The sequence below is a fragment of the Corynebacterium sp. ACRPH genome (genome assembly GCF_022347285.1).
Classification (GTDB): Bacteria; Actinomycetota; Actinomycetes; order Mycobacteriales; family Mycobacteriaceae; genus Corynebacterium.
This window is the reverse complement of the sequence record NZ_JAKRND010000003.1, coordinates 122,682-143,769: the sequence shown is the minus strand read 5'-3', so window position 1 is coordinate 143,769 and position 21,088 is coordinate 122,682. Positions and strand designations below refer to the sequence as shown.

Sequence of the window (21,088 nt, the reverse complement as noted above, 5' to 3'; positions counted from 1 at the left end):
ACCACCACTTTTGCCTGAATTTACCTAGAGATTCTCTAGGTCAATTCGTCGAGCCCAACTTCGATCACCGGCCAAAGTGCCCACACCGACTGCAAAGAACCAAAACGACGCACCTTCGGACATCCTTTGTCCGAAAAAATAGAAGGGAAATACAATAATGGATTGGCGCCACAAAGCTGTTTGCCGTGAAGAAGACCCCGAGCTGTTCTTCCCTGTAGGAAACTCCGGCCCCGCCCTGGCTCAGATCGCCAAGGCCAAGCTGGTCTGCAACCGCTGCCCCGTTGCTTCCCAGTGCCTGAACTGGGCCATCGAGTCCGGCCAGGATGCCGGCGTGTGGGGCGGCATGGCCGAGGACGAGCGCCGCGCACTGAAGCGCCGCACCAACCGCGGTCGCACTCGTACCCGCAAGCGCATCACCGTTTAAATCCCAACCTTTTGTTCAGCTATTTTGTCCAGCTACGCGCCCCCGCTAAGCTGAACAGGTTGAAACTGTCCCCTTAAACACCAAGGAGCTGCACAATGAGCAAGCGTGGCCGCAAGCGCAAGGATCGTCGCAAGAAGAAGGCTAACCACGGCAAGCGTCCGAACTCTTAAGCCGTAACTCAAAAGGCCGGCAGGAGCACCGCAGAAAACGGTGCCCGTCGGCCTTTTGCTTTGCCCGCTACTCCTCTGCGAGCTACTCTTCCACCCGGTAGCTAATCACCCGCAACTGCGTGCAGATCCGCGCCCGCAGCTCCACCGGGGCGGGCTGGCTACAACAGCTCCGCAGCAGGTCGCGCACTTGCTGCTCGAGTCCTAGCTGCCGCAGGCACTCCGGGCAAGCGTCGGCGTGAGCACGCAAACGTTCGCGGCTCTCCCAGTCGGCGTCACCATCAGCCACCTCGTACAGGGCATCCAGCAGGTCGTCGCAGTCCGTCTTTCGCGAATTGTCTTTGCACATGTGCTCTTATCCCTTCGCTTCCGTCAGCTTGTTATGAGCCGTCTTGTTTTGTGCTGCCTCCGTCACGATCCCGTGCTCCGCCGCCACGTCCTTCAGCTTGCTGCGCAGCTGCTTGCGCCCGCGGTGCAGCCGCGACATCACGGTGCCGATGGGAGTGTCCATAATCTCGGCGATCTCCTTGTATGCCAGCCCCTCCACGTCCGCGTAGTACACGACCATGCGGTAGTCCTCGCCCAGGCTCATCAGGGCATCCTGGATGCGCTTATCCGGGATGTTCTTTAGCGCCTCCACCTCGGCGGATTCGAGCCCCACGGAGTCGTGCTTCGCCGTTTCGGCCAGTTGCCAGTCGGTCATCTCGTCAGCGCTGGACTCCGTCGGGCGGCGCTGCGCCTTGCGGTAGCTGTTGATGTACGTGTTCGTCAGGATTCGGTACATCCACGCCTTTAGGTTCGTGCCTTCCTTGAAGGAACCGAACGCCTGGTAGGCCTTCATGTACGCATCCTGCACCAGATCCTGCGCGTCGGCCGGGTTGCGCGTCATCCGCAACGCCGCACCGTAGAGCTGATCCAGCAGGGGCAGCGCATCAGCCTCGAATCTTTGCAGCAGCTCGTCTGCAGTGTCATCGCTGCGTTTCATTCGCTCACCTCTCACCTTTCTTCCAACGCAATTCTATCGCCGGTTCATTCCCACCAGTTCCGGGAAGTTGTTCGCCACGGACCCGACCTTCCTGTCCGCCTTCCTGCTGTGTACTTCTGTTGCCTTGTTCGGTGACGCCACCAGCTCCGCCCCTGCGCCCTTCAGCCAAGCACCTAGCTCGTCGCCCACCAGGATCCTGGGCATGCGGCTGTGCAGCCATTCGAGTTCCGGCAGGGCCGCGACGGTAATGATGGTGCCGTAGAGTTTGCCTTCCACGGCCTTGCACAGCCCGGCGGCGTACAGGGGGTGGCCGTCGGTGGCGGTGGTGAACCAGGGTTGCTTCTTGCCATCCTCCCCGACCGTCCACTCGTACCAGCCGTCCATCGGAAACGCGCACGGCAGGGAGCCGACGAACAGGGGTTTGGAGAATGCGGTCTCTCCCCGCGCATTGAATACCGTCTTCGGCGGGTAGCCCCAGTGTGCGGGGCCGATCGCGGCCTCGTTTTTAAATTCCCGCACGATGGGCACTTCGGTGGTGGGCGCCACGTTGTAGTTGGCTGGCCACTCCCCGGCCCCGGCGCGGGGTATGCGCGGGGCTCCCAGCCGTCGTTGCAGGTCACCCGAAAGCTCTTCTAAGGAGCTGAACAAAACGTATCGGCCACACATACTCGCCCATTATGCCCACCCCACACTACTTTTCCAGCGAAAAAGTGAGACAATATGGGTATGTCTGCAGGTATGTCTGAACAACTCTGGCCGGCTCCGGTCGCCACCGAGCCCGTACAGGCCACCGTGGCTATCCCCGGCTCGAAATCCATCACAAACCGTGCGCTGATCCTCGCCGCGCTGGCGGATGCGCCTTCCACCATCACCGGCGGTCTTGTCAGTCGCGATACGGAGCTGATGATGTCGGCTCTGCGTTCCATGGGAACCCAGATCCTGTTGAAGAACGACCAAATGTACGTCACCCCGGCGGAGAAGCTGCACGGCGGTCAGGTGGATTGTGGCCTGGCTGGCACCGTGATGCGCTTCGTCCCGCCGATCGCTGCCCTGGCCACCGGCACGGTTGCCTTCGACGGTGACGTGGAGGCCCGCCGCCGTCCGATGTCCACCACCCTGAACTCCCTGCGTGCCCTCGGCGCCACCGTGAACACCAGCACCGAGTGCAACCCGGAGGGACTGCCCTTCTTCGTGGAGGGTTCCGGGGAGATCCAGGGCGGGGAGATCACCATCGATGCCTCCCAGTCGTCCCAGTTCGTCAGCGGCCTGCTGCTGGCCGGTGCCCGCTTTACCGAGGGCGTCACCGTTATCCACGAGGGCAACTCCCTGCCCAGCCAGCCCCACGTCGAGATGACGGTGCAGATGCTGCGCGAGGCCGGGGTGGACGTGGAAACCTCCTTCAACCGATGGACCGTCCACCCCGGCCCGATCAGCGGCCGCCAGTGGCACGTGGAGCCGGACCTGTCGAACGCCACGCCGTTCATGGCCGCGGGCGTGCTCACCGGCGGCACCGTGCGCATCCAGAACTGGCCCGCCACCACCAACCAGCCGGGCGACCAGTTCCGCCAGATCCTGCTGGACATGGGGGCGGAGGCGGAGCTGGACGTCCACCACGGCGATCTAGTTGTCTCCGGCACCGGCTGCGTCAACGGGATCACCTGGGACATGCACGATATTGGGGAGCTCAGCCCCACCGTCGCCGCCCTGGCAGCCCTGGCCGACGGCCCCAGCCACCTCTACGGAATCGCGCACCTGCGCGGGCACGAGACCGACCGCCTGCAGGCACTGGCGGATAACATCAACGCCCTCGGCGGCAACGTCGAGCAGACCGCCGACGGGCTGATCATCCACCCAGCCGCCCTGGAGGGCGGTCGCTGGGAGTCCTACGCCGATCACCGCATGGCCACCGCCGGCGCGATCCTGGGACTCCGCGTCGAAGGCATCGAGGTCTCGGACGTGGACACCACCGCCAAGACCCTCCCCGGCTTCCGCCGCCGCTGGGCGCAGCTGCTAGGCCAGGAACGCTAGATGGGGCGAAGGCACAGCAACGCCCATCACTGGGACGAATCCGATGTCCGCGTCCGCCCCGGCAAGGGCTCCCGCCCACGGACGAAGGATCGGCCGAGCCATAGAAACGCCAAGCGGGGCATGGTCGTCTCCAAGGACCGCGGCCGCTGGGGCGTGGTGTTGGACGAAGACGGCACCCTCGTCACCTGCATGCGTGCCCGCGAGATGGGACGCACCAACGTGGTCGTCGGTGACCACGTCGGTGTGGTCGGCGATACCTCCGGCAAGAAGGACACCCTAGCGCGCATCGTGCGGCTCGAGGACCGCACCTCCATTCTGCGCCGCACTGCGGACGACACGGACTCTTTCGAACGGATCGTCGTGGCCAATGCGGACTACCTGCTGATCGTCAGCGCTGTGGCCGACCCGCCGCCGCGCACCGGCTTCGTGGAGCGCGCCCTCATCGCCGCCTTCGTCGGCGGCCTCACCCCGCTGGTCTGCCTCACCAAATCCGACCTCGCCGACCCCAGCGCCTTCGCCGCCGAGTTCCGCGATCTCGACGTAGAGGTCCTCACCACCGGCGTCAGCGACTCCCTGGACGAACTCAGCGAGCACATCACCGGCAAGGTCAGCGCCCTCGTCGGCCACTCCGGGGTGGGCAAATCCACCCTGTTTAACCGCCTCATCCCCGACGCAGAACGCGCCACCGGGGAAGTCAGCGGGGTGGGCAAGGGCCGCCACACCTCCACCCAGTCCGTCGCGCTCCAGTTGCCCGCGGGCGGCTGGATCATCGACACCCCTGGCATCCGCAGCCTGGGGCTCGCACACGTCGACCCGGACACCGTTGTGGACGTCTTCGAAGACCTCCGCGAAGTCACCGAAGACTGCCCCCGCGGCTGCACCCACATGGGTCCGCCCGCCGACCCGGAGTGCGCCCTGGATACCCTCACCGGCGCGTCCGCCCGGCGCGTCACCGCGATCCGCCGCCTGCTGGAGGCCCTGCGTAGCAACAACGAGTGGGAAATGTAGCTAACCCGCTACATCAAATCCACCAGGAACGGCAGCTCCTTCGCGTCGTACCAGCTCATCAGGTTGTCTTCGCAGTCCCCCAGCGCGAACTCCGCGTCCTCATCCCCCAAGTCAGCTGCGTCTATGCACTCGATCGCCTTCGCCGTGGCGGCCTCCGCGTCGGCGTCATCAACATGGATCGCCAACAACTGCTGCACCTTCACAACGGCCGGGTCCAGCCGCACCACGGACTCACCGTCGGCCGGCGCCAGCGACACCGCAGAGTCGTCGATCTCCGCGCTGATCACCACGCGCCGGTGCGGGAAGCGCTCCTCCCCGCCCGCGCTGAGCAGGCGCAGCGAGGCCCGTGCGGAATCCAGGAAGGCCGTGTACGCCAGCTCCTCCTCGTCGCCGCCGGTGTAAAACTCCCGCACCGCCGGGGTCAGAGCAAAGCCAACCGCAGAGCGCACCGGGTGTTCCCCCTGCTCCGCGAGGGTGCCCAGCATGTCAAAGGTCGCGGGAATGTACACCAGCATGGTTTAAAACTCCCCCTCCAGCTCAAACACGCCGGTGATCTCCACCACCGCGCGGTCGAACTGCTGGTAGTAAATGCCAATCAGGCCGGCATCCACGGCGCCGCGGATGTTCAGGATGTTGTCGTCCACCAGCACCAGATCCTGCTGCGGCAGGTCCAGGCGGTCGGCGGTAATGCGGAAGATCTCCTCCGAGGGCTTCTCCGCGCCCACCTCGCCGGACAGCACCACGGCATCCACGTAGCCGCCCTCCAGCCACGTACGGATGGGGGCCGCGCCCGCCCCGCCCGGGTCGTTGGAAAGAATCGCCGTGGCAATGCCCTCCGCTCGCGCCGCCGACAGCAGCTTGCGCCACCGCCTGCGGTCTTCCTCGGCGCCGTCCAACACTCCGCAATAATCAACTACTAGTCCACGCATGCCCTATATTCTGCCATCTTTTCGCCCTCCGGCGCCCCGCGGGGCGCGCACTTCGCTATAGTTATGCCCGTATGGCGCCTTCGGGGGAACGCACCGTACGGCATCACTGGCATGAACAACAGGGGGATTTTCTTTCGTGACCACTTCAACTTCCACGCGCCCACTTCCGGACTTCGTGTTCCTGCGCCCACCCACCCCGGCCGTCGCGGTGCAGGTCACCGAGGAGGAGGTCACTGATTCTTTTCGGGACGCCAACACCCCACCGCCCCGGCGCATCGCGCAGATCGTAAAAATGTGGCTGGAGGCTTTGGAGGGGCGCCGTCCGATCGATCATTTGCGCCGCGCGCCCTTCGGCGAACGGGTGCTAGAGCAACTGCGCGTCCGCCGGCACGTGCGGCCGGAACCGACGAGTGGGCGGGTGGAGAAGGGGGCGTCAATAATAAGCCTGCACATCCAGCCCAGCGCGGGCGACTGTGTTCGCTTTTGCGCATCGGTGCAAATGGGCGATCGGGTGCGGGCGATTGCGGGCAGCATGTCGCAGCACACGCAAAAGCGCCGCGCGGAGCTGCATCAACTGCACAGCTCCGCACGGCGCGGGGTCAAGGTCTGGGCGATCGATAGCCTCAGCTTGATCTAGCTCTTAGCCACCCATGGTGGTCTGCGTGGCGCGGTCCACGGCCACGCCCTCGTTACCCGCCGCCGGGTCATCAACGTGCACCTGGCCGGCCTGCTTCAGCTGGTTGCGCACCAGGAACAGCTGGCGGACGGTCTCTTCCTTGATGCCGTCCTTCATGCGGTTAAACATGTCGCCACCCTCGCGCTGGTACTCCACCAGAGGATCACGCTGCGCCATCGCACGCAGGCCGATGCCCTCCTTCAGGTAGTCCATCTCGTAGAGGTGCTCGCGCCACTTCTGGTCCACGACGTTCAGCAGGGCCGCGCGCTCCATGCCGCGCATCTGCTCCTCGCCGGCGATCTCCGTGACCTTTTCCTCCAGCTCGTCGTACTCGCGGTTAGCGTCATCGAGCAGCGCGTCCAGCAGCTGCGAAGAACTCAGCTCGCCCGGGCAGCCGTAATCGTCGCCTTCCACCAGTTCCTCGTGGGTAAAGGTCGGGCCGTAGAGGGAATCCAGCGCGTTCCACAGGGTATCCAGGTCCCAGTCCTCGACATAGCCCTCGGCGGTCGCGCCGTCGACGTATGCCTCGATGGTGTCCTTCAGCATGTTGCGGATCTGCTTCTCCACATCCTCACCCTCGAGGATCTGGCGGCGCTCGCCGTAGATCACCTTGCGCTGCTCGTTCATGACTTCGTCGTACTTGAGCACGTTCTTGCGCATCTCGAAGTTGGCGGACTCCACCTGGGACTGTGCACCCTTGATGGCGTTGGTGACCATCTTCGAGTCGATGGCCTCGTCGTCCGGGATGTTCAGGCGAGTCATCATCGCCTCCATCGTCTGGCCGACGAAGCGCACCATTAGGTCGTCGCGCATGGACAGGTAGAAGCGGGTCTCGCCCGGGTCGCCCTGACGCGCGGAACGGCCACGCAGCTGGTTGTCAATGCGGCGGGATTCGTGACGCTCCGTGCCCAGCACGTACAGGCCACCGACCTCGCGGACCTTCTCCGCCTCTTCCTTGGACTCCTCGCGGACCTTCTCGATCTCGTCGTTCCAGGCCGCTTCGTACTCCTCCGGTGTCTCCACCGGATCCAGGCCGTGCTCGCGCAAGTTGATGTCGGCGATGATGTCCGGGTTACCGCCCAGCACGATGTCGGTACCGCGGCCAGCCATGTTGGTAGCCACGGTGACGGCTCCCAGGCGACCTGCCTGGGCGACGATCTCCGCTTCCTTCTCATGGTACTTCGCGTTCAGCACATTGTGCTTGATACCGCGGCGCTGCAGCAGCTTGGACAGGTACTCGGAACGCTCCACGGAGGTGGTACCCACCAGCACCGGCTGGCCGACCTCCACGCGCTCTGCGATGTCCTCAGCCACGGCCTCGAACTTCGCCTCCTGCGTCTTGTAGATCAGGTCGACGTGATCCTTACGCTTATTTTCCTTGTTCGTCGGGATCGCGGCGACGTCCAGCTTGTAGGTGGACTTCAGCTCGGCGGCCTCGGTCTCCGCCGTACCGGTCATGCCGGCCAGCTTGTCGTACAGGCGGAAGTAGTTCTGCAGTGTGACGGTGGCCAGTGTCTGGTTCTCGTTCTTGATCTCGACGTGTTCCTTCGCCTCGATCGCCTGGTGGATGCCCTCGTTATAACGACGGCCGTCCAGGATGCGGCCGGTGAACTCGTCGACGATGACGACCTCGCCGTTGCGGACGATGTAGTCCTTGTCGCGGGTGAACAACTCCTTGGCCTTGATGGAGTTGTTCAGGTAGCTCACCAGCTGCGAGTGCTCCGGAGCGTAGAGGTTCTCGATGCCCAGCTGGTCCTCGACGAACTCCACGCCCTCTTCCTTGACGCCCACGGTCTTCTTCCGCTCGTCCACTTCGTAGTGGATGTCACGGGTCAGCTTCGGGGCGATTGCCGCGAAGGCGGTGAACCACTTGCTGGAGCCCTCGACCGGACCGGAAATGATCAGCGGGGTACGGGCCTCGTCGATGAGGATCGAGTCGACCTCATCCACGATGGCGTAGTTGTGGCCGCGCTGCACCAGATCGTTCAGGGAGTGCGCCATGTTATCGCGCAGGTAGTCGAAGCCGAACTCGTTGTTCGTACCGTAGGTGATGTCGGCGTTGTAGGCATCACGGCGCTCGGCGGGGTTCTTGCCGCTCAGGATCACGTCGGTGCTGAGCCCCAGGAAGCGGTGCACACGGCCCATCCACTCGGCGTCACGCTTAGCCAGGTAGTCGTTCACGGTAACGACGTGCACGCCCTTGCCGGACAGCGCGTTGAGGTATGCGGGCAACACACAGGTCAGGGTCTTACCCTCACCGGTCTTCATCTCGGAGACGTAGCCGAAGTGAAGGCCAGCGCCACCCATGATCTGCACCTTGTAGTGCTTCTGGCCGAGCACACGCCAGGAGGCCTCACGCGCGGTGGCGAAAGCTTCGAGCAGGATGTCGTCCAGGCTCTCGCCGTCTTCCTGAACTCGCTTCTTCAGCTCGTCGGTCTTGGCCTGAAGTTCCTCGTCGGTGAGTTTGGTGTATTCCTCATCGAGGTCCATCACCTGGTCGGCGATTTTCGCGAGACGCTTAACCGCACGGCCTTCGCCCATACGGAGGATTTTCGAAAGTCCTAGCACGCTGATGCTGTCCTTTGCTCAATTTCTAAAACTGGTTAGCTAATTTGTCGGCTTCGGATAATCCTACCCCCACCCCCAAGGCCGGGGGCAACTACACCCGGCAAGTCCGGGCATAAAAAGCCGGCCCCCACGGGTTAGTCGCGGGAGCCGACTGATGGGTTGAAGACGGATTAGAGAAAGGGGTTACTTCTCTGCGTCCTTCTCTTCCAGGGTGATCAGGCCGTAGTCGAAAGCATGGCGACGGTACACCACGGACGGCTGGCCGGTCTCCTCGTTGATGAACAGGAAGAAGTCGTGGCCCACGAGCTCCATCTCGCTCAGCGCCTGGTCAACGCTGATCGGAGCGGCCTTGTGCACCTTCTTACGCACGATCTGGCCGGGCTTGAACTGATCCTCGTAGGGGTCGACGTCGTACGGGCCGACCTCGTCCGGCTTGGTCTCCGCCTGCGGCTGTGCCTCTTCCACCAGGCTGGCAGCTGCCTCGCCCATAGACATCGGAGCGCGGTGGCCGGAACGGGCGATCTTGCGACGTGCCTTCACCTTGCGCAGGGAACGCTCCATGCGGCCAATTGCGACCTCGAGGGCAGCGTAGAAGGAGTCTTCCTTAGCCTCTGCGCGAGCGATGTGGCCCTTGCCGGTTGCGGTGATCTGCAGGCGATCCTGCTGGTCACCACGGCGCGGGTTGGGCTCGTGCTGCAGCTCCACGTGGAAGAACGTGAGGGTCGGGTCCAGACGCTCGATCTTCGCGAGCTTGCCCTTGACGCGGTCTGCGAAGTGCTCCGGCACCTCAACGTTGCGCCCAGTGATCTCTACGCCTGCCTCGGGTGCAGCAAGTTCCTCGTTGCCAAAGTCGGACGAGTTTTTGCCGGTCGACATTGCTCAACCTCCAAAGTCATTCACCGCCAGAATCGGGCCGGATTACCCACCTTCCAACGGCGATCGTTCCAATTCCTAGTCTACCTATCGCCGTTGCTGCACTTGTGCATATACCCCTTATTTATGTGATCTATGCGCCAGCCAATACCAGCGCCAATCGCGGCCGCACTCCCCGCGCCGTCAGAGCCAGCGCAAACTGCGCTGTTGTCGCGCCCGTAGTGCACACGTCATCCACGATCACGACCTCCCCCACCCCGCGTAATCGCCCGATAGCCGCCGGGTCGAAACGGATGCTGCTGGCCACGTTTTCGCGCCGTTGGTGGCGGTCCAGCCCCACCGAATCCACACTCGCCTCGCTCAGCCACGCCACCGGGTGCACCTCCACCCCGGGATACAGCGCCGCGGCGGCCTGGCAGAAGCGGGTAACGATGTCCCCACCACGCTTTCGCGCGGCCGATTTGCGGGTCGGGGCGGGCACCAGCACCACCCGCCCCAACCGCGGGTCCGGCACCAAACCCAGACCGCTGACGTGCAGAATCCCGGCGGCCAGTACTCGGCCGGCCACGTCAATGGCCGCCGGGCGCAACCGCTCCTTGGCGCTGAGGATCAGCATCCGCCGCGCGCCGCCGTACACCCCGGCGGCGAAAACCGGCACTGCCGCCACCCGCGGCTGCCAGCGCTGCCAACGCTGCATCAGCTGGAGCCCGCAGGCCTCGCACAGCTGCCCGCCGGTCACCGCCCCGCAGCACACGCAGTCCGCCCGCCACACCAGCCCCGCGAGCGCACCGAGCGCACCGAGATCCCCCTTAATCCCCACGGGCACTCAGCTTAGTCGGCCAGTACCGGGGTTGCCCGCTTTCCTTGCATGGTCGGCACTTCGCGCCAGAAGCGCGACTCCTCGGAGGTGATGTCGAACTGCATCAACGCATTCGCGTCCGTGACGTAAATCTTGCTCCCGTCCGTGGCCACCGACACCACCGGGGCGGAAAGGTTGCGGCCCGTGATCTGCTGCGAATAGGACCCATCAACCTCGATATCCCACACTGGGGCGTCATTGGCGCGCGTGCCCACTAGCACGGACCCGTCATCTGACCAGTCGGCGCTGACCGCGGTATCCCCCACGGCGTGGCCGATCTCCACCGGCGCACCCAGCCGCTTCGTGCCATCGTCGGTTGTCTCCAATGTCACCACGTACACCCGTCCGTTCACGATCATCACAGCGCGGGCGCCGTCGTGCGATACGCGGAAAACGCTGATGCGCTTCTCGTTCCCGTCGACCATTCTCATTGTGGAGCTATCCACCTGCCGCTCCCCCACCGCGCCGGTCTCCGGGTCGCGAGTGATCTCCGTGATCCGCTCACCATCGGCCACTACGTAGGCCGATGTGGCATCCAGGCCCCAGGTCGGGCGAGTCAGCGAATCCGCCTGCACGGAGCTCACCGGCTGATCCCCCTTCGCCCCGATCATCAGTTGGCGTGGTGCATCGCCCCGCCCGGTCACGGCCGCGAAGATTTCGTCCCGCGGGCTTAGCGCCACGGACTCGACATACTGTTGTGATAGCCATCCCTCCAGTTTCTTCGCCCGCGTCCCGTCCTGCTGATAGATGTCGCCACCGGAGACGGCTCGCAGCGGCGCCTGCACCTGCACGTTCGGGTCGTATTGAGAAAGGTCCTGCACCAGCCACTTGCCATGCATGTCATCGCTCATGGGTGTGCCATCCGCCGTGAGCTCATAGGGTCCACGGACTTCGGATCCCGCCAGCGTCCACACCACCTGCGCCGCCAGCAGCCGGCGCGCATCAGCGGATAGCTCCTGCAGGCCGGTGAAGTGTACGGCGGGGTCTCCCTCGTCGTCCTTGGAGACTTGGGCGGTGGCGTCCTTAGGAATAAGGTTTCGCACCGCCTTCTTTAAACGATCCTGCGGGCCCGCAACCAGCAACGAGACCAGGGAGGCGGCGGTGGACTGCTGACCGGTATAGATCCACCGGCGGTCCGGCACCAGCGCCCGGCCGTTGAGGTCCGGGAAGTAGATGTTGCGCGCGCGATAGGTGCCCACGAAGTCCTGTCGGTCCAGCACCACGACGTTCGGCAGGTTGCTGATGCGCCACTGGCCGTCGACGTTTTGCATCTCGTAGCTGGTCTCGAACGCGCTGTACTGCGGGTCGAACACTCCGCCCACGCCCAGCGTGCCAACGATGTTGCCTCGCACGCGGTAGGTGATCTTCAAATCATCGCCCGGACCGTCGGAGGCAATGTCGATCCGGTCCAGCACCATCGTCGGCGCATCGGACTGCCACCGCCCCTGCATGCCGCCGGTGAGGAACCTCTTTGCCGCCTGGTGGTTGCGCAGCGGGTGGGCGCTGGCGGTGAAGAAATCGCGCAGCAGCAGGTCGGAGGGCTGCCCATCGGTCGGGGTCGGTGCCTCCTGCCCACTGGGGGCCGGAGCGTAGCTGGAGATCGCCTCGGGGTTGGTATCGTCCGGCAGGGTCGAGCACGACGCCAGCAGCCCCAGCCCGGTCATCGCGGACAGTACCTTTTTGACCTTTGTGACCTTCGTGACCTTTGTGGTCTTGTTACTCATCATCGCCCCCTTCTTGTTCTTGGGTAGTGACGCCCTCAGCCTCCATCGCCAAAGGCAGCGGCGAAGCATTTACCTTGTGGCCTTGCTCCAGCGGAAGGGTCAACAGGAAGCACGCGCCCACGCCGGGTTCGCCGATGGCCTCGAGGCGACCGCCGTGCAGATTGGCATCCTCCTTGGCGATGGCCAGGCCCAAGCCAGTGCCGCCCGTGCGGCGCTCGCGCGACGGGTCGGAGCGCCAGAAGCGGTTAAAGACCATCTCCTCCTCGCCGGGTTTTAGCCCCACTCCGTGGTCGATGACGGCGACTGCCAGCGCGTTTTTGCCGATGGCCATCTTCACGTCGATCGGATTTCCTTCCGAGTGGTCGACGGCATTGGCCAGGAGGTTGCGCAGGATGCGCTCCACGCGGCGCGAGTCCACGGCGACAATCACGGGGTCTTCCGGCAAGTCCACGTTGAACTCGGTGCCGATTTCCTCGGCGATGGCACGCACCTGCTGTAGAGCGGAGCGCACCACGCCGCGCACGTCTACCTTTTCAGCGGATAGGTTTGCCACACCCGCGTCGTGCCGGGAGATCTCCAGCAGGTCGCCTAGGAGGGTCTCGAAGCGGTCGAGCTCTTTCGTCATCAGGTGGGCTGCACGGGCGGTCAGAGGATCGAGCTCGTCGGCGTTGTCTTCGATCATGTCCGCCGCCATACGCACCGTCGTAAGCGGGGTGCGCAGCTCGTGGGAAACGTCGGACGTGAACCGGCGCTGCAGCGAGCCGAATTCTTCCAGGTTGCGAATTTGGGTGGAGAGTTTCTCCGCCATGTCGTTGAAGCTGTAGGCGAGCCTGGCGACTTCGTCTTGGCCGTCCACAACCATGCGCTCGTGCAGGTGGCCCGCCGCCAGCTTCTCGGCGATCTTCGAGGCCGCGCGGACCGGGCCGATGATCTGCTGGGAGAACACCCAACCAATCACCAACAGCAGAATGATCAGGACGATCCCGCCGGCCATAAGCAGGCCGCGCATGAGGTTCAACGTGGCCTCTTCAGAGGTCAACGGAACCAGCAGGTACAGCTCGAGACCAGGAATGTCGGAGTACACGGGACTGCCGATGATGAGCGCCTTGTAGCTACCGTTTTCCCCTTCTACGCGGGCATACTGGTAGGCCACCTGCCCCTGGCGCACAAACTCACGCAGGTTTTCGGGAATGTCGATGTTGTCCGGGATCCGCGTTTCCGCATCACTCGCGTTGGAGGCGATGAGCACCGAGTCGTACACCGGGGCGCTTGATTGCTCCACCCCTGGCGAGCGGTTCGTCAGCACCGCCCTTGCGGAAGTCAGACGCACGGACACCGGGTTGGAAGAGTCGGTGGCGCTGATCTGCTCTTCCACTGCCGTGCGTGCCCGATCCATGCTGTCCACGGCCTCGGAGAACTTGGTGGCCAGCAGCTGCTGGCTCAGGAAACCGACCAGCAGGAAACCAATGAGCAGGAATGCGAAAGTACTGGAGGCCACCACGCTACCGATGACTCGCAGCTGGATGGACTGTTGCCAGCGCAATCGGATCGAATTAATGAGCCGCAGCCAGGTATCCCGCGGCCGGCGGAAGAAGTCGCGCAGCACGGACCAGAACGTCGCACCCGCGGCCAGCGTCTTCCCCTGCACCTTCTGCGGGAAACCCGGGGCCTTCGGTTGTGCTTGGCGGGCTGGCTTGCGTTTCTTGGCCCTCGCTTGTTCCCTCGCTTGTTCCTGCTCCACGAGAACCTATTCGCCGGTCTTGTAGCCGATCCCGCGGACGGTCTGGATGATCTTCGGATCATCCGGGTCCTTCTCCACCTTCGAACGCAGGCGCTGAATGTGGACGTTCACTAGGCGCGTATCGCTGGATTTACGGTAGCCCCACACCTGCTCCAGCAGCTCCTCGCGAGAGAACACCTGGCGCGGGCGGGAGGCCAGCGTGACCAGCAGGTCGAACTCGATCGGGGTCAGCGCGATCTCCTGGCCATCGCGGATCACCTGGTGGCCGGGCACGTCGATCTTCAGGTCCGCCACCTCGATCGTCTCCGCAGGGGCCTCCTCGGGGGTGCGGCGCAGGCGTGCCCGCACTCGCGCCACCAGCTCCTTCGGCTTGAACGGCTTGTGCACGTAGTCGTCGGCGCCGGACTCCAGGCCCAGCACCACGTCCACGGTGTCGGTGCGTGCCGTCAGCATGACGATCGGCACCGTGGAGGTTTCGCGGATCGCCTTGCACACGTCAATGCCGTTCATTCCGGGCAGCATGACGTCCAGCAGGATGAGGTCCGGGTTGTGTTCCTCCGCGGCCTTCACAGCCTCTACGCCGTCGCCCACGACCACGGTGCGAAAGCCCTCACCCTGCAGAACGATGGTGAGCATTTCCGCGATTGCCGGGTCGTCGTCGACCACCAGAATCTTCGTTTCCACGGTTGTCATCCTCTCATTTCTTCCAGCAGGTCCGCGACCTTAGCCGCGCGGGCCTCGTAATCGTCTCCGGTGCTGTCGACTGTCACCCACGGGCTCAGCCACTGCTGCTCCGCCAGTGCCCGGTAGGCACGGACGGTGCGTTCCTGCAGGCTGCTATCCCGCTCGTAGGCATCCCGTGCCCGCGACTGGTCCTGGGCCTCGCGCGACTCGGCGCGCTGCCCGGCCACCTCCGCCTCGACGTCCACCAGGATCTGCAGGTCGGGTGCCGGGATTCCTAGCTTCTCTTGCTCCAGTTGGTTAACCCACTGGCCGACCTCAGCCACGTCGCCGTTGACGCGCGCGGCGGAGTAAGCCACGTTAGAGGCGGTGTAGCGGTCGATCAGAATCACGTAGCCATCTGCGTCGAAGTCCGCCAGTTCCGCCCCGATCTCGGCGCGGTCGAGGGCGAACAGGGTGGCCATGCCGTGCACGGAATCGATCAGGTCGCCCAGGTTCTCGTGCAGCGCCTCTCGCGCCAGCATCGCTGGGTGGGATTCCTCGTATCGCGGAAACGCGATGCGCGCGACCGGCACCTCGCGTTCCACCAACTCTTTTTCTACGGCCGTGACCAGGGTGTTCTTTCCCGCGCCGTCGACCCCTTCAAAGCTAACGATCATGTCTAGTAGCGGTAGTGCTCCGGCTTGAACGGGCCGGCAACATCCACGCCGATGTACTCAGCCTGTTCCTTGGTCAGCGTCGTCAGCTTTCCGCCGAGCGCCTCGACGTGGATGCGCGCAACCATCTCGTCCAGGATCTTCGGCAGGCGGTAGACGTCGTTGCCGTACTGGTCGGACTTCGTGTACAGCTCGATCTGCGCGATCGTCTGGTCAGCGAAGGAGTTGGACATCACGAACGACGGGTGGCCGGTGGCGTTGCCCAGGTTCAGCAGGCGCCCCTCGCTCAGCACCACGATGGAGACCGGGTCACCGTTGGCACCCGGGAAGGTGAACTCGTCTACCTGCGGCTTGATGGTCACGCGGCTGACGTCCTCGCGGTGCAGCAGGCTGGCCATATCGATCTCGTTGTCGAAGTGGCCGATGTTTCCGAGCACCGCGTGGTTCTTCATCATCTGCATGTGCTCAAACGTGATGATTCCGAGGTTGCCCGTAGCGGTGATGACGATGTCGGCGTCGCTAATAAAGTCCTCAACCTGCACGACCTCGAAGCCGTCCATGAGCGCCTGCAGGGCGTTAATCGGGTCTACCTCGGTGACCTTCACGATCGCGCCCTGGCCCGCCAGTGCCTCGGCGCAGCCCTTGCCGACGTCGCCGTAGCCGCACAGCAGCACCGACTTGCCGCCGATCAGCATGTCGGTGGCGCGGTTGATGCCGTCGATCAGGGAGTGGCGGGTGCCGTAGCGGTTGTCGAACTTGGACTTCGTCACCGCATCGTTGACGTTCATCGCCGGGAAGGGCAGCAGACCCTGCTCCGCGAAGTGGTACAGGCGGTGCACGCCCGTCGTCGTTTCTTCGGTCACTCCCTTGATGTTTTCTGACGCCCGGCTCCAGAACTTACCGTCCTCCGCCAAGGTCTCACGCAGCATTCCGAGGAAGGCCTTGTACTCGTCCGCGTCCTGTTCTTCCGCGTCGGGGACCAGGCCGGCGTTCTCAAATTCCATGCCCTTGATGACGGCCATGGTCGCGTCGCCGCCGTCGTCGAGGATCATGTTGGCCTCCACGCCTTCACCCCAGGTGAAGATCTGCTTCAGGCACCACCAGTACTCGTCCAGGGTCTCACCCTTCCATGCGAAGACCGGCACGCCGGCGGGAGCCTCCGGCGTACCGTCGCCGACGACGATGGCCGCGGCCGCCTCGTCTTGGGTGGAGAAGATGTTGCAGGATGCCCAGCGCACCTCTGCGCCAAGGGCCACCAGGGTTTCGATGAGCACGGCGGTCTGCACGGTCATGTGGATGGAGCCGGCGATGCGGGCGCCCTTCAGGGGCTGATTTTCTGCGTATTCGCTACGCAGCTGCATCAGCCCGGGCATCTCGTATTCCGCCAGGCGGATCTGGTGGCGGCCGGCCTCTGCCAGCGAGAGATCCTTGACTTTAAACTCCATGGGTGGGGTGACTCCTCGGTAAATGTACAGGTATATAGCTATAGGGCTATTTTTCTTCAGACAGTCTACTAGCTCAGCGCCTCGACGAAGGTTTCCAGCCCCTCGGCTTCCAGGTCTTCCTCGCCCTCGCGCCGCTCCATCTCCCCGTCCAGCAGCTGCAGCGAAACTTCCTGGAGGTTGGTTGGGCATTCGCCGATGTGGGCGCGGATAAAGGGGTGTTCGTCAGCCACCGTTGCCGTGCTGAAGGGCGCGCCGCCCCAGATGGCTGCGACCGTGGCCGCACACAGGCCGATGGAGTAGTCCACCGAACCGGATTGTTCTTCGCGCAGGGCGAGGTTCACGGCGTCCACGAGAGCCCCAGCTACCTCGGGGCCATCCAGGTCGGCCAATTCGTCCAGGAAGTCCACGTTGTCTTCCTGCGAGAAGATGAATTCGTCCCAGTTGCTCATGGTGCTGCCCTTTCTGTCGCTCAATTACCGACTGTAGCGCGTTTACACGCCCAATAACTGTGGTCAAAGCCGTGTATCCCTGCTAGGCTCTGTTGTGCCTTAACCAAATTGTGACTTTCGCCGAAAAGGAGGTGAGCCAGATGGCCGAAGAAGAACAACGCGGCGCCGAAGAAGAAAAGGGCACCGCCGTCATCTACGAGACCGGTGAGCAACACTCCCCGGTTCCCCGCGCCATCAGCGGCATCGCCATCGTCGGCTTAGTCCTGGCCGGAGTCATCGGCGTCTGGACCTGGCAGTCGGGTTCGGAGGCCACCTCCCCGAAGCGCAATACGACAGAGGAGTCGACTGTCGCCATCAGCACAGGCGCGGCTTCCCAGGATCACGATGTGGTTTCCGACGAGCCGACCGCGCAGCCGGATCCGCCTGCCTACTCCACGCGCGCCCCGCAGTCCGGGAACGGGTCGAACTTCAGCAATGTCGCCCCGCTGGGCCAGGATCCCTACCTGCCACCCAACGCCTGGAACGGCCAGCAGAACAACGGCTCGCAGCCATCCGAGACCATCGTCGCGGAGGGCCTGGAGTCCCCCGGGCAGGCACAGCAGCCACAGGTTCCGACCCAGCCCCCGTCGACCCAGCAGGCTCCACAGGTCTCGTCGGCTCTGCCGGGCGCGTCGCAGGCGGAACAGCCTGGCACTCCCCAGCCCGGCACGACTCAGCCTGATGCTACTCAGTCCGGCACCACTAAGCCTGGCCCTATTACCGAGCCCGGTGACGGCACGCACGGCAGCGGGGATATACCTTTCCCGCCGGGAGACAACCCCCTGGAGCCTTCCGACTCGACAAAGCCCGCAGGGCCGCAGCGCGGGACTGACGAGAATGACGAGCATGGCGCCCCCAAGGAAGCGGGCAAGCCCACCGATACCACGGCGGGACCGCAGCCTAAGCCCCGGGACGAGCGATAAAGGCCTTCCCGCTTACACGCGCTTCCTCGCCTGCGGGCACCCACGCGGCGGAGCCACTGTCCAGGTGCAGCTCCCCACACTCCGTGGCTCCCCCGACGGCCAACACGATTGCCGGTCCGGCGACCTCGGCCTCTCCGTCCACTCTGCGCAAGCTGAATTCCTCCGCCGGGGTGTGGTACACCCCTTCCGCATCGGCCTGCAGCCGCGGATCCGCGAGTTCCTCCCAACGCACCACGCTCAGTAGTTCTTCGACGTCGATGTGCTTCGGGGTCAAGCCACAGCGCAGCACGTTGTCCGAGTTCGCCATTATCTCCACTCCGGTGCCGCGCACGTAGGCGTGCAGCTGTCCCGCATCCAGGTATAGCGCTTCGCCTTCCTGCAGCACCACGCGGTTGAGCAGCAGCGCGAACAGCACGCCCCGGTCGTTCGGGTACTGCTGCTCCAGGCGCAGCACCAGGTCCGCCACCTCGCCCATCCAATCGTCCGCGTTGGCCGCGAGCTCTCGGCAGCGCCGCGTGAGGGCGTCAATAATCTCCGGAAGATCCCCCGCCGGCATGTGCAGCGCGCGCTCGACCGCACCGCGCAGATCACCGCGCAGGAAATCCAGCTCGGGGAGGGCCAGCCTATCCAGCAGCTCGGCGGTGCGGGTAACGGGCCGGAAGCCCGCCATCGCCTCGAACTCGCCCAGAGCCACCAGCAGCTCGGGCTTGTGGTTGTCGTCCTTGTAGTTGCGCTCGAAGGCGTCGCGGGCGATCCCCGCGGCCTCATCGGCGGCGAACCCCACCTCGGCCTGCGCCTTCGTCGGATGCACCTGGATGCTCAGCGCGCGTTCGGCGGCCAGCAGCTTCAGCAGGAACGGCAGGCTTTTTCGCCCCTGCCCCAGCTGGCCTTCGGGATCGGCGGTAATCAGGTCCAGCAGCGGCCCGGGAGCGCCCGGGTGCGCGCCGAACCACAGCTCGGCCTCGGGCTTTTCGGTGGGCGTAGGCCGCCCCTGCAGCTTCGCCAGCGACTCGTGCGACCCCCAGGCGTAGTTCTGGACAGCACCTTCGATGCGGCGCATATGTGCCTCCTAAGCCCGGATCACGGCGAGAGCTTCGTCGACGATGGCCTGCACTCCCTCGTCGTCGCGCGCCTCGACGTTGAGGCGCAGCAGCGGTTCGGTGTTTGACGCCCTCACGTTCAACCACGAGCCGTCCTGCAGCTCGATGGTCACGCCGTCCAGCCGGTCGACGGATGCGGTGCGGTCGGCGAAGGCCTCCACCACAGCCTCGGTGCGTCCCGCCTGGTCGGCTACCTCGGAGTTGATTTCCCCGGAGGCACGGTAGGTCTCGTAGGCGCGCTTCAGTTCGGAGAGCGGCTTGTCCTGCCCGCCGAGGGTCGCCAGCACGTGCAGGGCGGCCAGCATGCCGGAGTCCGCGTTGAAGAAGTCGCTGAAGTAGTAGTGCGCGGAGTGCTCGCCGCCGAAGACAGCGCCTTCCTTGGCCATCTGCGCCTTGATGAAGGAGTGGCCCACGCGGGTGCGCACCGGCTTGCCGCCCTTGGCCTCCACCAGTTCGCGTACGGACTTGGAGGTGATCAGGTTGTGGATGATCGTCGCGCCCGGCTGCTCGTCCAGGTAGCGCTCGGCGATCATGGCGCAGATGGTGGAGGGAGAAACGGCCTCGCCCAGCTCGTCCACGATGAAGCAGCGGTCTGCGTCGCCGTCGAAGGCGATGCCGAGGTCCGCGCCCTTGTCCACGGTGAACTTCTGCAGATCCACCAGGTTCTTCGGATCCAGCGGATTGGCCTCGTGGTTCGGGAAGTTGCCGTCGAGCTCGAAGTAGAGGTCGAAGATCTCCAGCGAGTCCTGCTTCAGCACGGCGGGAACGGTCAGCCCGCCCATGCCGTTGCCCGCGTCCACCGCGACCTTCAGGGGGTGGATGTTCAGCGGCACCAGGTTGTTCAGGTATTCGGCGTAGCCTTCCAGCACGTCCTCGGTGGTATTGGTGCCGGGCTCGCCGTCGTAGGCGGGGATGCCCTCGACCAATTCGTTCGAGATGCGGTCCAGGCCGGAATCCTGCCCCACCGGGCGGGCGCCGGCGCGGCAGAGCTTGATGCCGTTATACTTCGCCGGGTTGTGGGAGGCGGTGAACATGGCGCCCGGGCATTCCTTCACGCCGCTGGCGTAGTATAGCTCGTCGGTGCTGGTGAGTCCCAGGGTGATGGTGTCCAACCCCTGCGCGTTCACGCCTTCCGCGAAGGCGGCGGCCAGGCTCGGGGAGCTGTCGCGCATGTCGTGGCCGATGACGATCGTCTCCGCGCCCTCTTCGCGCATCAGGCGGGCGAAGGAGGCAGCCACGTCGCGCACGAACTCCTCGTTGAGGAATCCGGCGCCCTCGCCGACAACTCCACGGACGTCATAGGCCTTGATGGCCGCTGCTACGTCTTTGGGGGAATGGGTAGCCATGGGGTTTCCTTTCGCTAGTGCTGGTCGCGGACCGCGCGCAGGTGGCGGCGCGGCGTGGACCGGGGCAGGTTCTTCATGGATGGATGGTGCGGCGTGGCTTCGGGGATCTCCGAGCGCCGGTAGAGCCGGGGGGCGGGTTGCGCCTGCTCCTGCTTCTCGTGCTCGGCGGCCTGCTGCACGGCCTCGGCCAGCGCCATCAAGTCTTCTTCGTCAGCTTCGGTGGCCGCGGGTTCGTCGGCGAACTCCAACGTCCAGCCCTGCGGCACAGTGGTGCGGCGGGCGTGGCTTTCGCACAGATCCCACCTGTGAGGGTTTCCGCTAACGCTCAGCGGCCCCACGATGGCCAGCTGCTCTGCATAGTTGAACTCCAGCGTGGCGACGGCAGGCTTGCCGCAGCCGGGGCGAGAGCATTGTCGGATAAAAGTCACGCGCATTAGTGTAGCCCTTTTACCCTGGCTTTCGAGCGT

Annotated in this window: 23 protein-coding genes; 6 read left to right on the top strand and 17 right to left on the bottom strand. The window is 64.5% G+C overall.

Features of this window, described 5'->3' with window-relative positions:
• Positions 1-157 precede the first annotated feature (157 nt).
• Positions 158-424, top strand: coding sequence for a WhiB family transcriptional regulator (locus tag MHX66_RS02665; protein ID WP_005293852.1), 267 nt, complete (start codon positions 158-160; stop codon positions 422-424).
• Positions 425-519: 95 nt separating this feature from the next.
• Positions 520-594 (top strand): 50S ribosomal protein bL37, encoded by a 75-nt coding sequence (locus MHX66_RS10595; RefSeq protein WP_011274008.1) that lies wholly within the window; start codon positions 520-522, stop codon positions 592-594.
• 82 nt (positions 595-676) lie between these two features.
• On the opposite strand, the gene rsrA is transcribed toward MHX66_RS10595, so the two are convergent.
• The 3 genes from rsrA to MHX66_RS02650 are packed head-to-tail and all read right to left on the bottom strand — an operon-like array spanning position 677 to position 2,242.
• Entirely contained in the window at positions 677-940 is a 264-nt protein-coding gene (gene rsrA, locus MHX66_RS02660) for a mycothiol system anti-sigma-R factor (protein ID WP_035004292.1), read from the bottom strand.
• A gap of 6 nt (positions 941-946) precedes the next feature.
• Positions 947-1,576, bottom strand: a complete 630-nt coding sequence (locus tag MHX66_RS02655; RefSeq protein WP_239199398.1) for a sigma-70 family RNA polymerase sigma factor — start codon at positions 1,574-1,576, stop codon at positions 947-949.
• A 33-nt stretch (positions 1,577-1,609) separates the two neighbouring features.
• Complete coding sequence (locus MHX66_RS02650) at positions 1,610-2,242, bottom strand: SOS response-associated peptidase (protein WP_239199395.1); 633 nt, start codon at positions 2,240-2,242, stop codon at positions 1,610-1,612.
• 72 nt (positions 2,243-2,314) lie between these two features.
• Here MHX66_RS02650 and aroA point away from each other — a divergent pair, with 72 nt between their 5' ends.
• Both aroA and rsgA read left to right on the top strand, forming a co-directional pair.
• Positions 2,315-3,604: a 3-phosphoshikimate 1-carboxyvinyltransferase gene (gene aroA / locus MHX66_RS02645; protein ID WP_239199392.1), complete on the top strand. Its 1,290-nt coding sequence runs from the start codon at positions 2,315-2,317 to the stop codon at positions 3,602-3,604.
• Positions 3,605-4,612, top strand: a complete 1,008-nt coding sequence (gene rsgA / locus MHX66_RS02640) for a ribosome small subunit-dependent GTPase A (RefSeq protein ID WP_239199389.1) — start codon at positions 3,605-3,607, stop codon at positions 4,610-4,612.
• Between the two features lie 8 nt (positions 4,613-4,620).
• On the opposite strand, the gene MHX66_RS02635 is transcribed toward rsgA, so the two are convergent.
• Both MHX66_RS02635 and MHX66_RS02630 read right to left on the bottom strand, forming a co-directional pair.
• On the bottom strand, positions 4,621-5,127 hold the full coding sequence (locus MHX66_RS02635; protein WP_239199386.1) for a hypothetical protein: 507 nt from the start codon (positions 5,125-5,127) through the stop codon (positions 4,621-4,623).
• A 3-nt stretch (positions 5,128-5,130) separates the two neighbouring features.
• Positions 5,131-5,541 (bottom strand): HAD family hydrolase, encoded by a 411-nt coding sequence (locus MHX66_RS02630; RefSeq protein WP_035004304.1) that lies wholly within the window; start codon positions 5,539-5,541, stop codon positions 5,131-5,133.
• A 136-nt stretch (positions 5,542-5,677) separates the two neighbouring features.
• On the opposite strand from MHX66_RS02630, the gene MHX66_RS02625 reads away from it, so the two are divergent.
• Positions 5,678-6,178, top strand: a complete 501-nt coding sequence (locus MHX66_RS02625) for an Rv3235 family protein (RefSeq protein ID WP_239199382.1) — start codon at positions 5,678-5,680, stop codon at positions 6,176-6,178.
• A gap of 3 nt (positions 6,179-6,181) precedes the next feature.
• Here the strand turns inward: MHX66_RS02625 and secA are convergent, their stop codons facing one another.
• From secA to MHX66_RS02580, 9 genes are all read right to left on the bottom strand, one after another.
• The gene (gene secA / locus MHX66_RS02620) at positions 6,182-8,785 is read right to left on the bottom strand and encodes a preprotein translocase subunit SecA (RefSeq protein WP_239199379.1); all 2,604 of its coding nucleotides are present in this window, start codon (positions 8,783-8,785) and stop codon (positions 6,182-6,184) included.
• 183 nt (positions 8,786-8,968) lie between these two features.
• Positions 8,969-9,661, bottom strand: coding sequence for a ribosome hibernation-promoting factor, HPF/YfiA family (gene hpf, locus MHX66_RS02615; RefSeq protein WP_239199376.1), 693 nt, complete (start codon positions 9,659-9,661; stop codon positions 8,969-8,971).
• 130 nt (positions 9,662-9,791) lie between these two features.
• Positions 9,792-10,484, bottom strand: a complete 693-nt coding sequence (locus MHX66_RS02610) for a ComF family protein (RefSeq protein ID WP_239199373.1) — start codon at positions 10,482-10,484, stop codon at positions 9,792-9,794.
• A gap of 5 nt (positions 10,485-10,489) precedes the next feature.
• The gene (gene lpqB / locus MHX66_RS02605) at positions 10,490-12,241 is read right to left on the bottom strand and encodes an MtrAB system accessory lipoprotein LpqB (RefSeq protein WP_239199370.1); all 1,752 of its coding nucleotides are present in this window, start codon (positions 12,239-12,241) and stop codon (positions 10,490-10,492) included.
• Positions 12,234-13,982 carry an MtrAB system histidine kinase MtrB gene (mtrB, locus tag MHX66_RS02600; RefSeq protein WP_239199367.1) on the bottom strand — a complete coding sequence of 583 codons (1,749 nt, stop codon included), beginning with the start codon at positions 13,980-13,982 and terminating at the stop codon, positions 12,234-12,236. The genes lpqB and mtrB overlap by 8 nt, the downstream gene beginning before the upstream one ends.
• Before the next feature lie 6 nt (positions 13,983-13,988).
• Positions 13,989-14,666 (bottom strand): MtrAB system response regulator MtrA, encoded by a 678-nt coding sequence (gene mtrA / locus MHX66_RS02595; RefSeq protein WP_155271074.1) that lies wholly within the window; start codon positions 14,664-14,666, stop codon positions 13,989-13,991.
• A 5-nt stretch (positions 14,667-14,671) separates the two neighbouring features.
• The gene (locus MHX66_RS02590; protein ID WP_035004319.1) at positions 14,672-15,322 is read right to left on the bottom strand and encodes a dTMP kinase; all 651 of its coding nucleotides are present in this window, start codon (positions 15,320-15,322) and stop codon (positions 14,672-14,674) included.
• Positions 15,323-15,324: 2 nt separating this feature from the next.
• Positions 15,325-16,764 carry an adenosylhomocysteinase gene (gene ahcY, locus MHX66_RS02585; protein ID WP_239199364.1) on the bottom strand — a complete coding sequence of 480 codons (1,440 nt, stop codon included), beginning with the start codon at positions 16,762-16,764 and terminating at the stop codon, positions 15,325-15,327.
• Positions 16,765-16,832: 68 nt separating this feature from the next.
• The gene (locus MHX66_RS02580; protein ID WP_035004323.1) at positions 16,833-17,213 is read right to left on the bottom strand and encodes a DUF4259 domain-containing protein; all 381 of its coding nucleotides are present in this window, start codon (positions 17,211-17,213) and stop codon (positions 16,833-16,835) included.
• A gap of 140 nt (positions 17,214-17,353) precedes the next feature.
• Here MHX66_RS02580 and MHX66_RS02575 point away from each other — a divergent pair, with 140 nt between their 5' ends.
• A complete protein-coding gene (locus tag MHX66_RS02575) occupies positions 17,354-18,175 on the top strand; it encodes a hypothetical protein (RefSeq protein ID WP_239199361.1) in 822 nt (273 codons plus the stop codon).
• On the opposite strand, the gene manA is transcribed toward MHX66_RS02575, so the two are convergent.
• The 3 genes from manA to MHX66_RS02560 are packed head-to-tail and all read right to left on the bottom strand — an operon-like array spanning position 18,153 to position 21,049.
• Positions 18,153-19,235, bottom strand: a complete 1,083-nt coding sequence (manA, locus tag MHX66_RS02570) for a mannose-6-phosphate isomerase, class I (RefSeq protein ID WP_239199358.1) — start codon at positions 19,233-19,235, stop codon at positions 18,153-18,155. The genes MHX66_RS02575 and manA overlap by 23 nt on opposite strands.
• Before the next feature lie 9 nt (positions 19,236-19,244).
• A complete protein-coding gene (locus MHX66_RS02565) occupies positions 19,245-20,621 on the bottom strand; it encodes a phosphomannomutase/phosphoglucomutase (RefSeq protein WP_239199355.1) in 1,377 nt (458 codons plus the stop codon).
• A 14-nt stretch (positions 20,622-20,635) separates the two neighbouring features.
• Positions 20,636-21,049 (bottom strand): DUF3499 domain-containing protein, encoded by a 414-nt coding sequence (locus MHX66_RS02560; protein ID WP_239199352.1) that lies wholly within the window; start codon positions 21,047-21,049, stop codon positions 20,636-20,638.
• Positions 21,050-21,088: the final 39 nt, after the last annotated feature.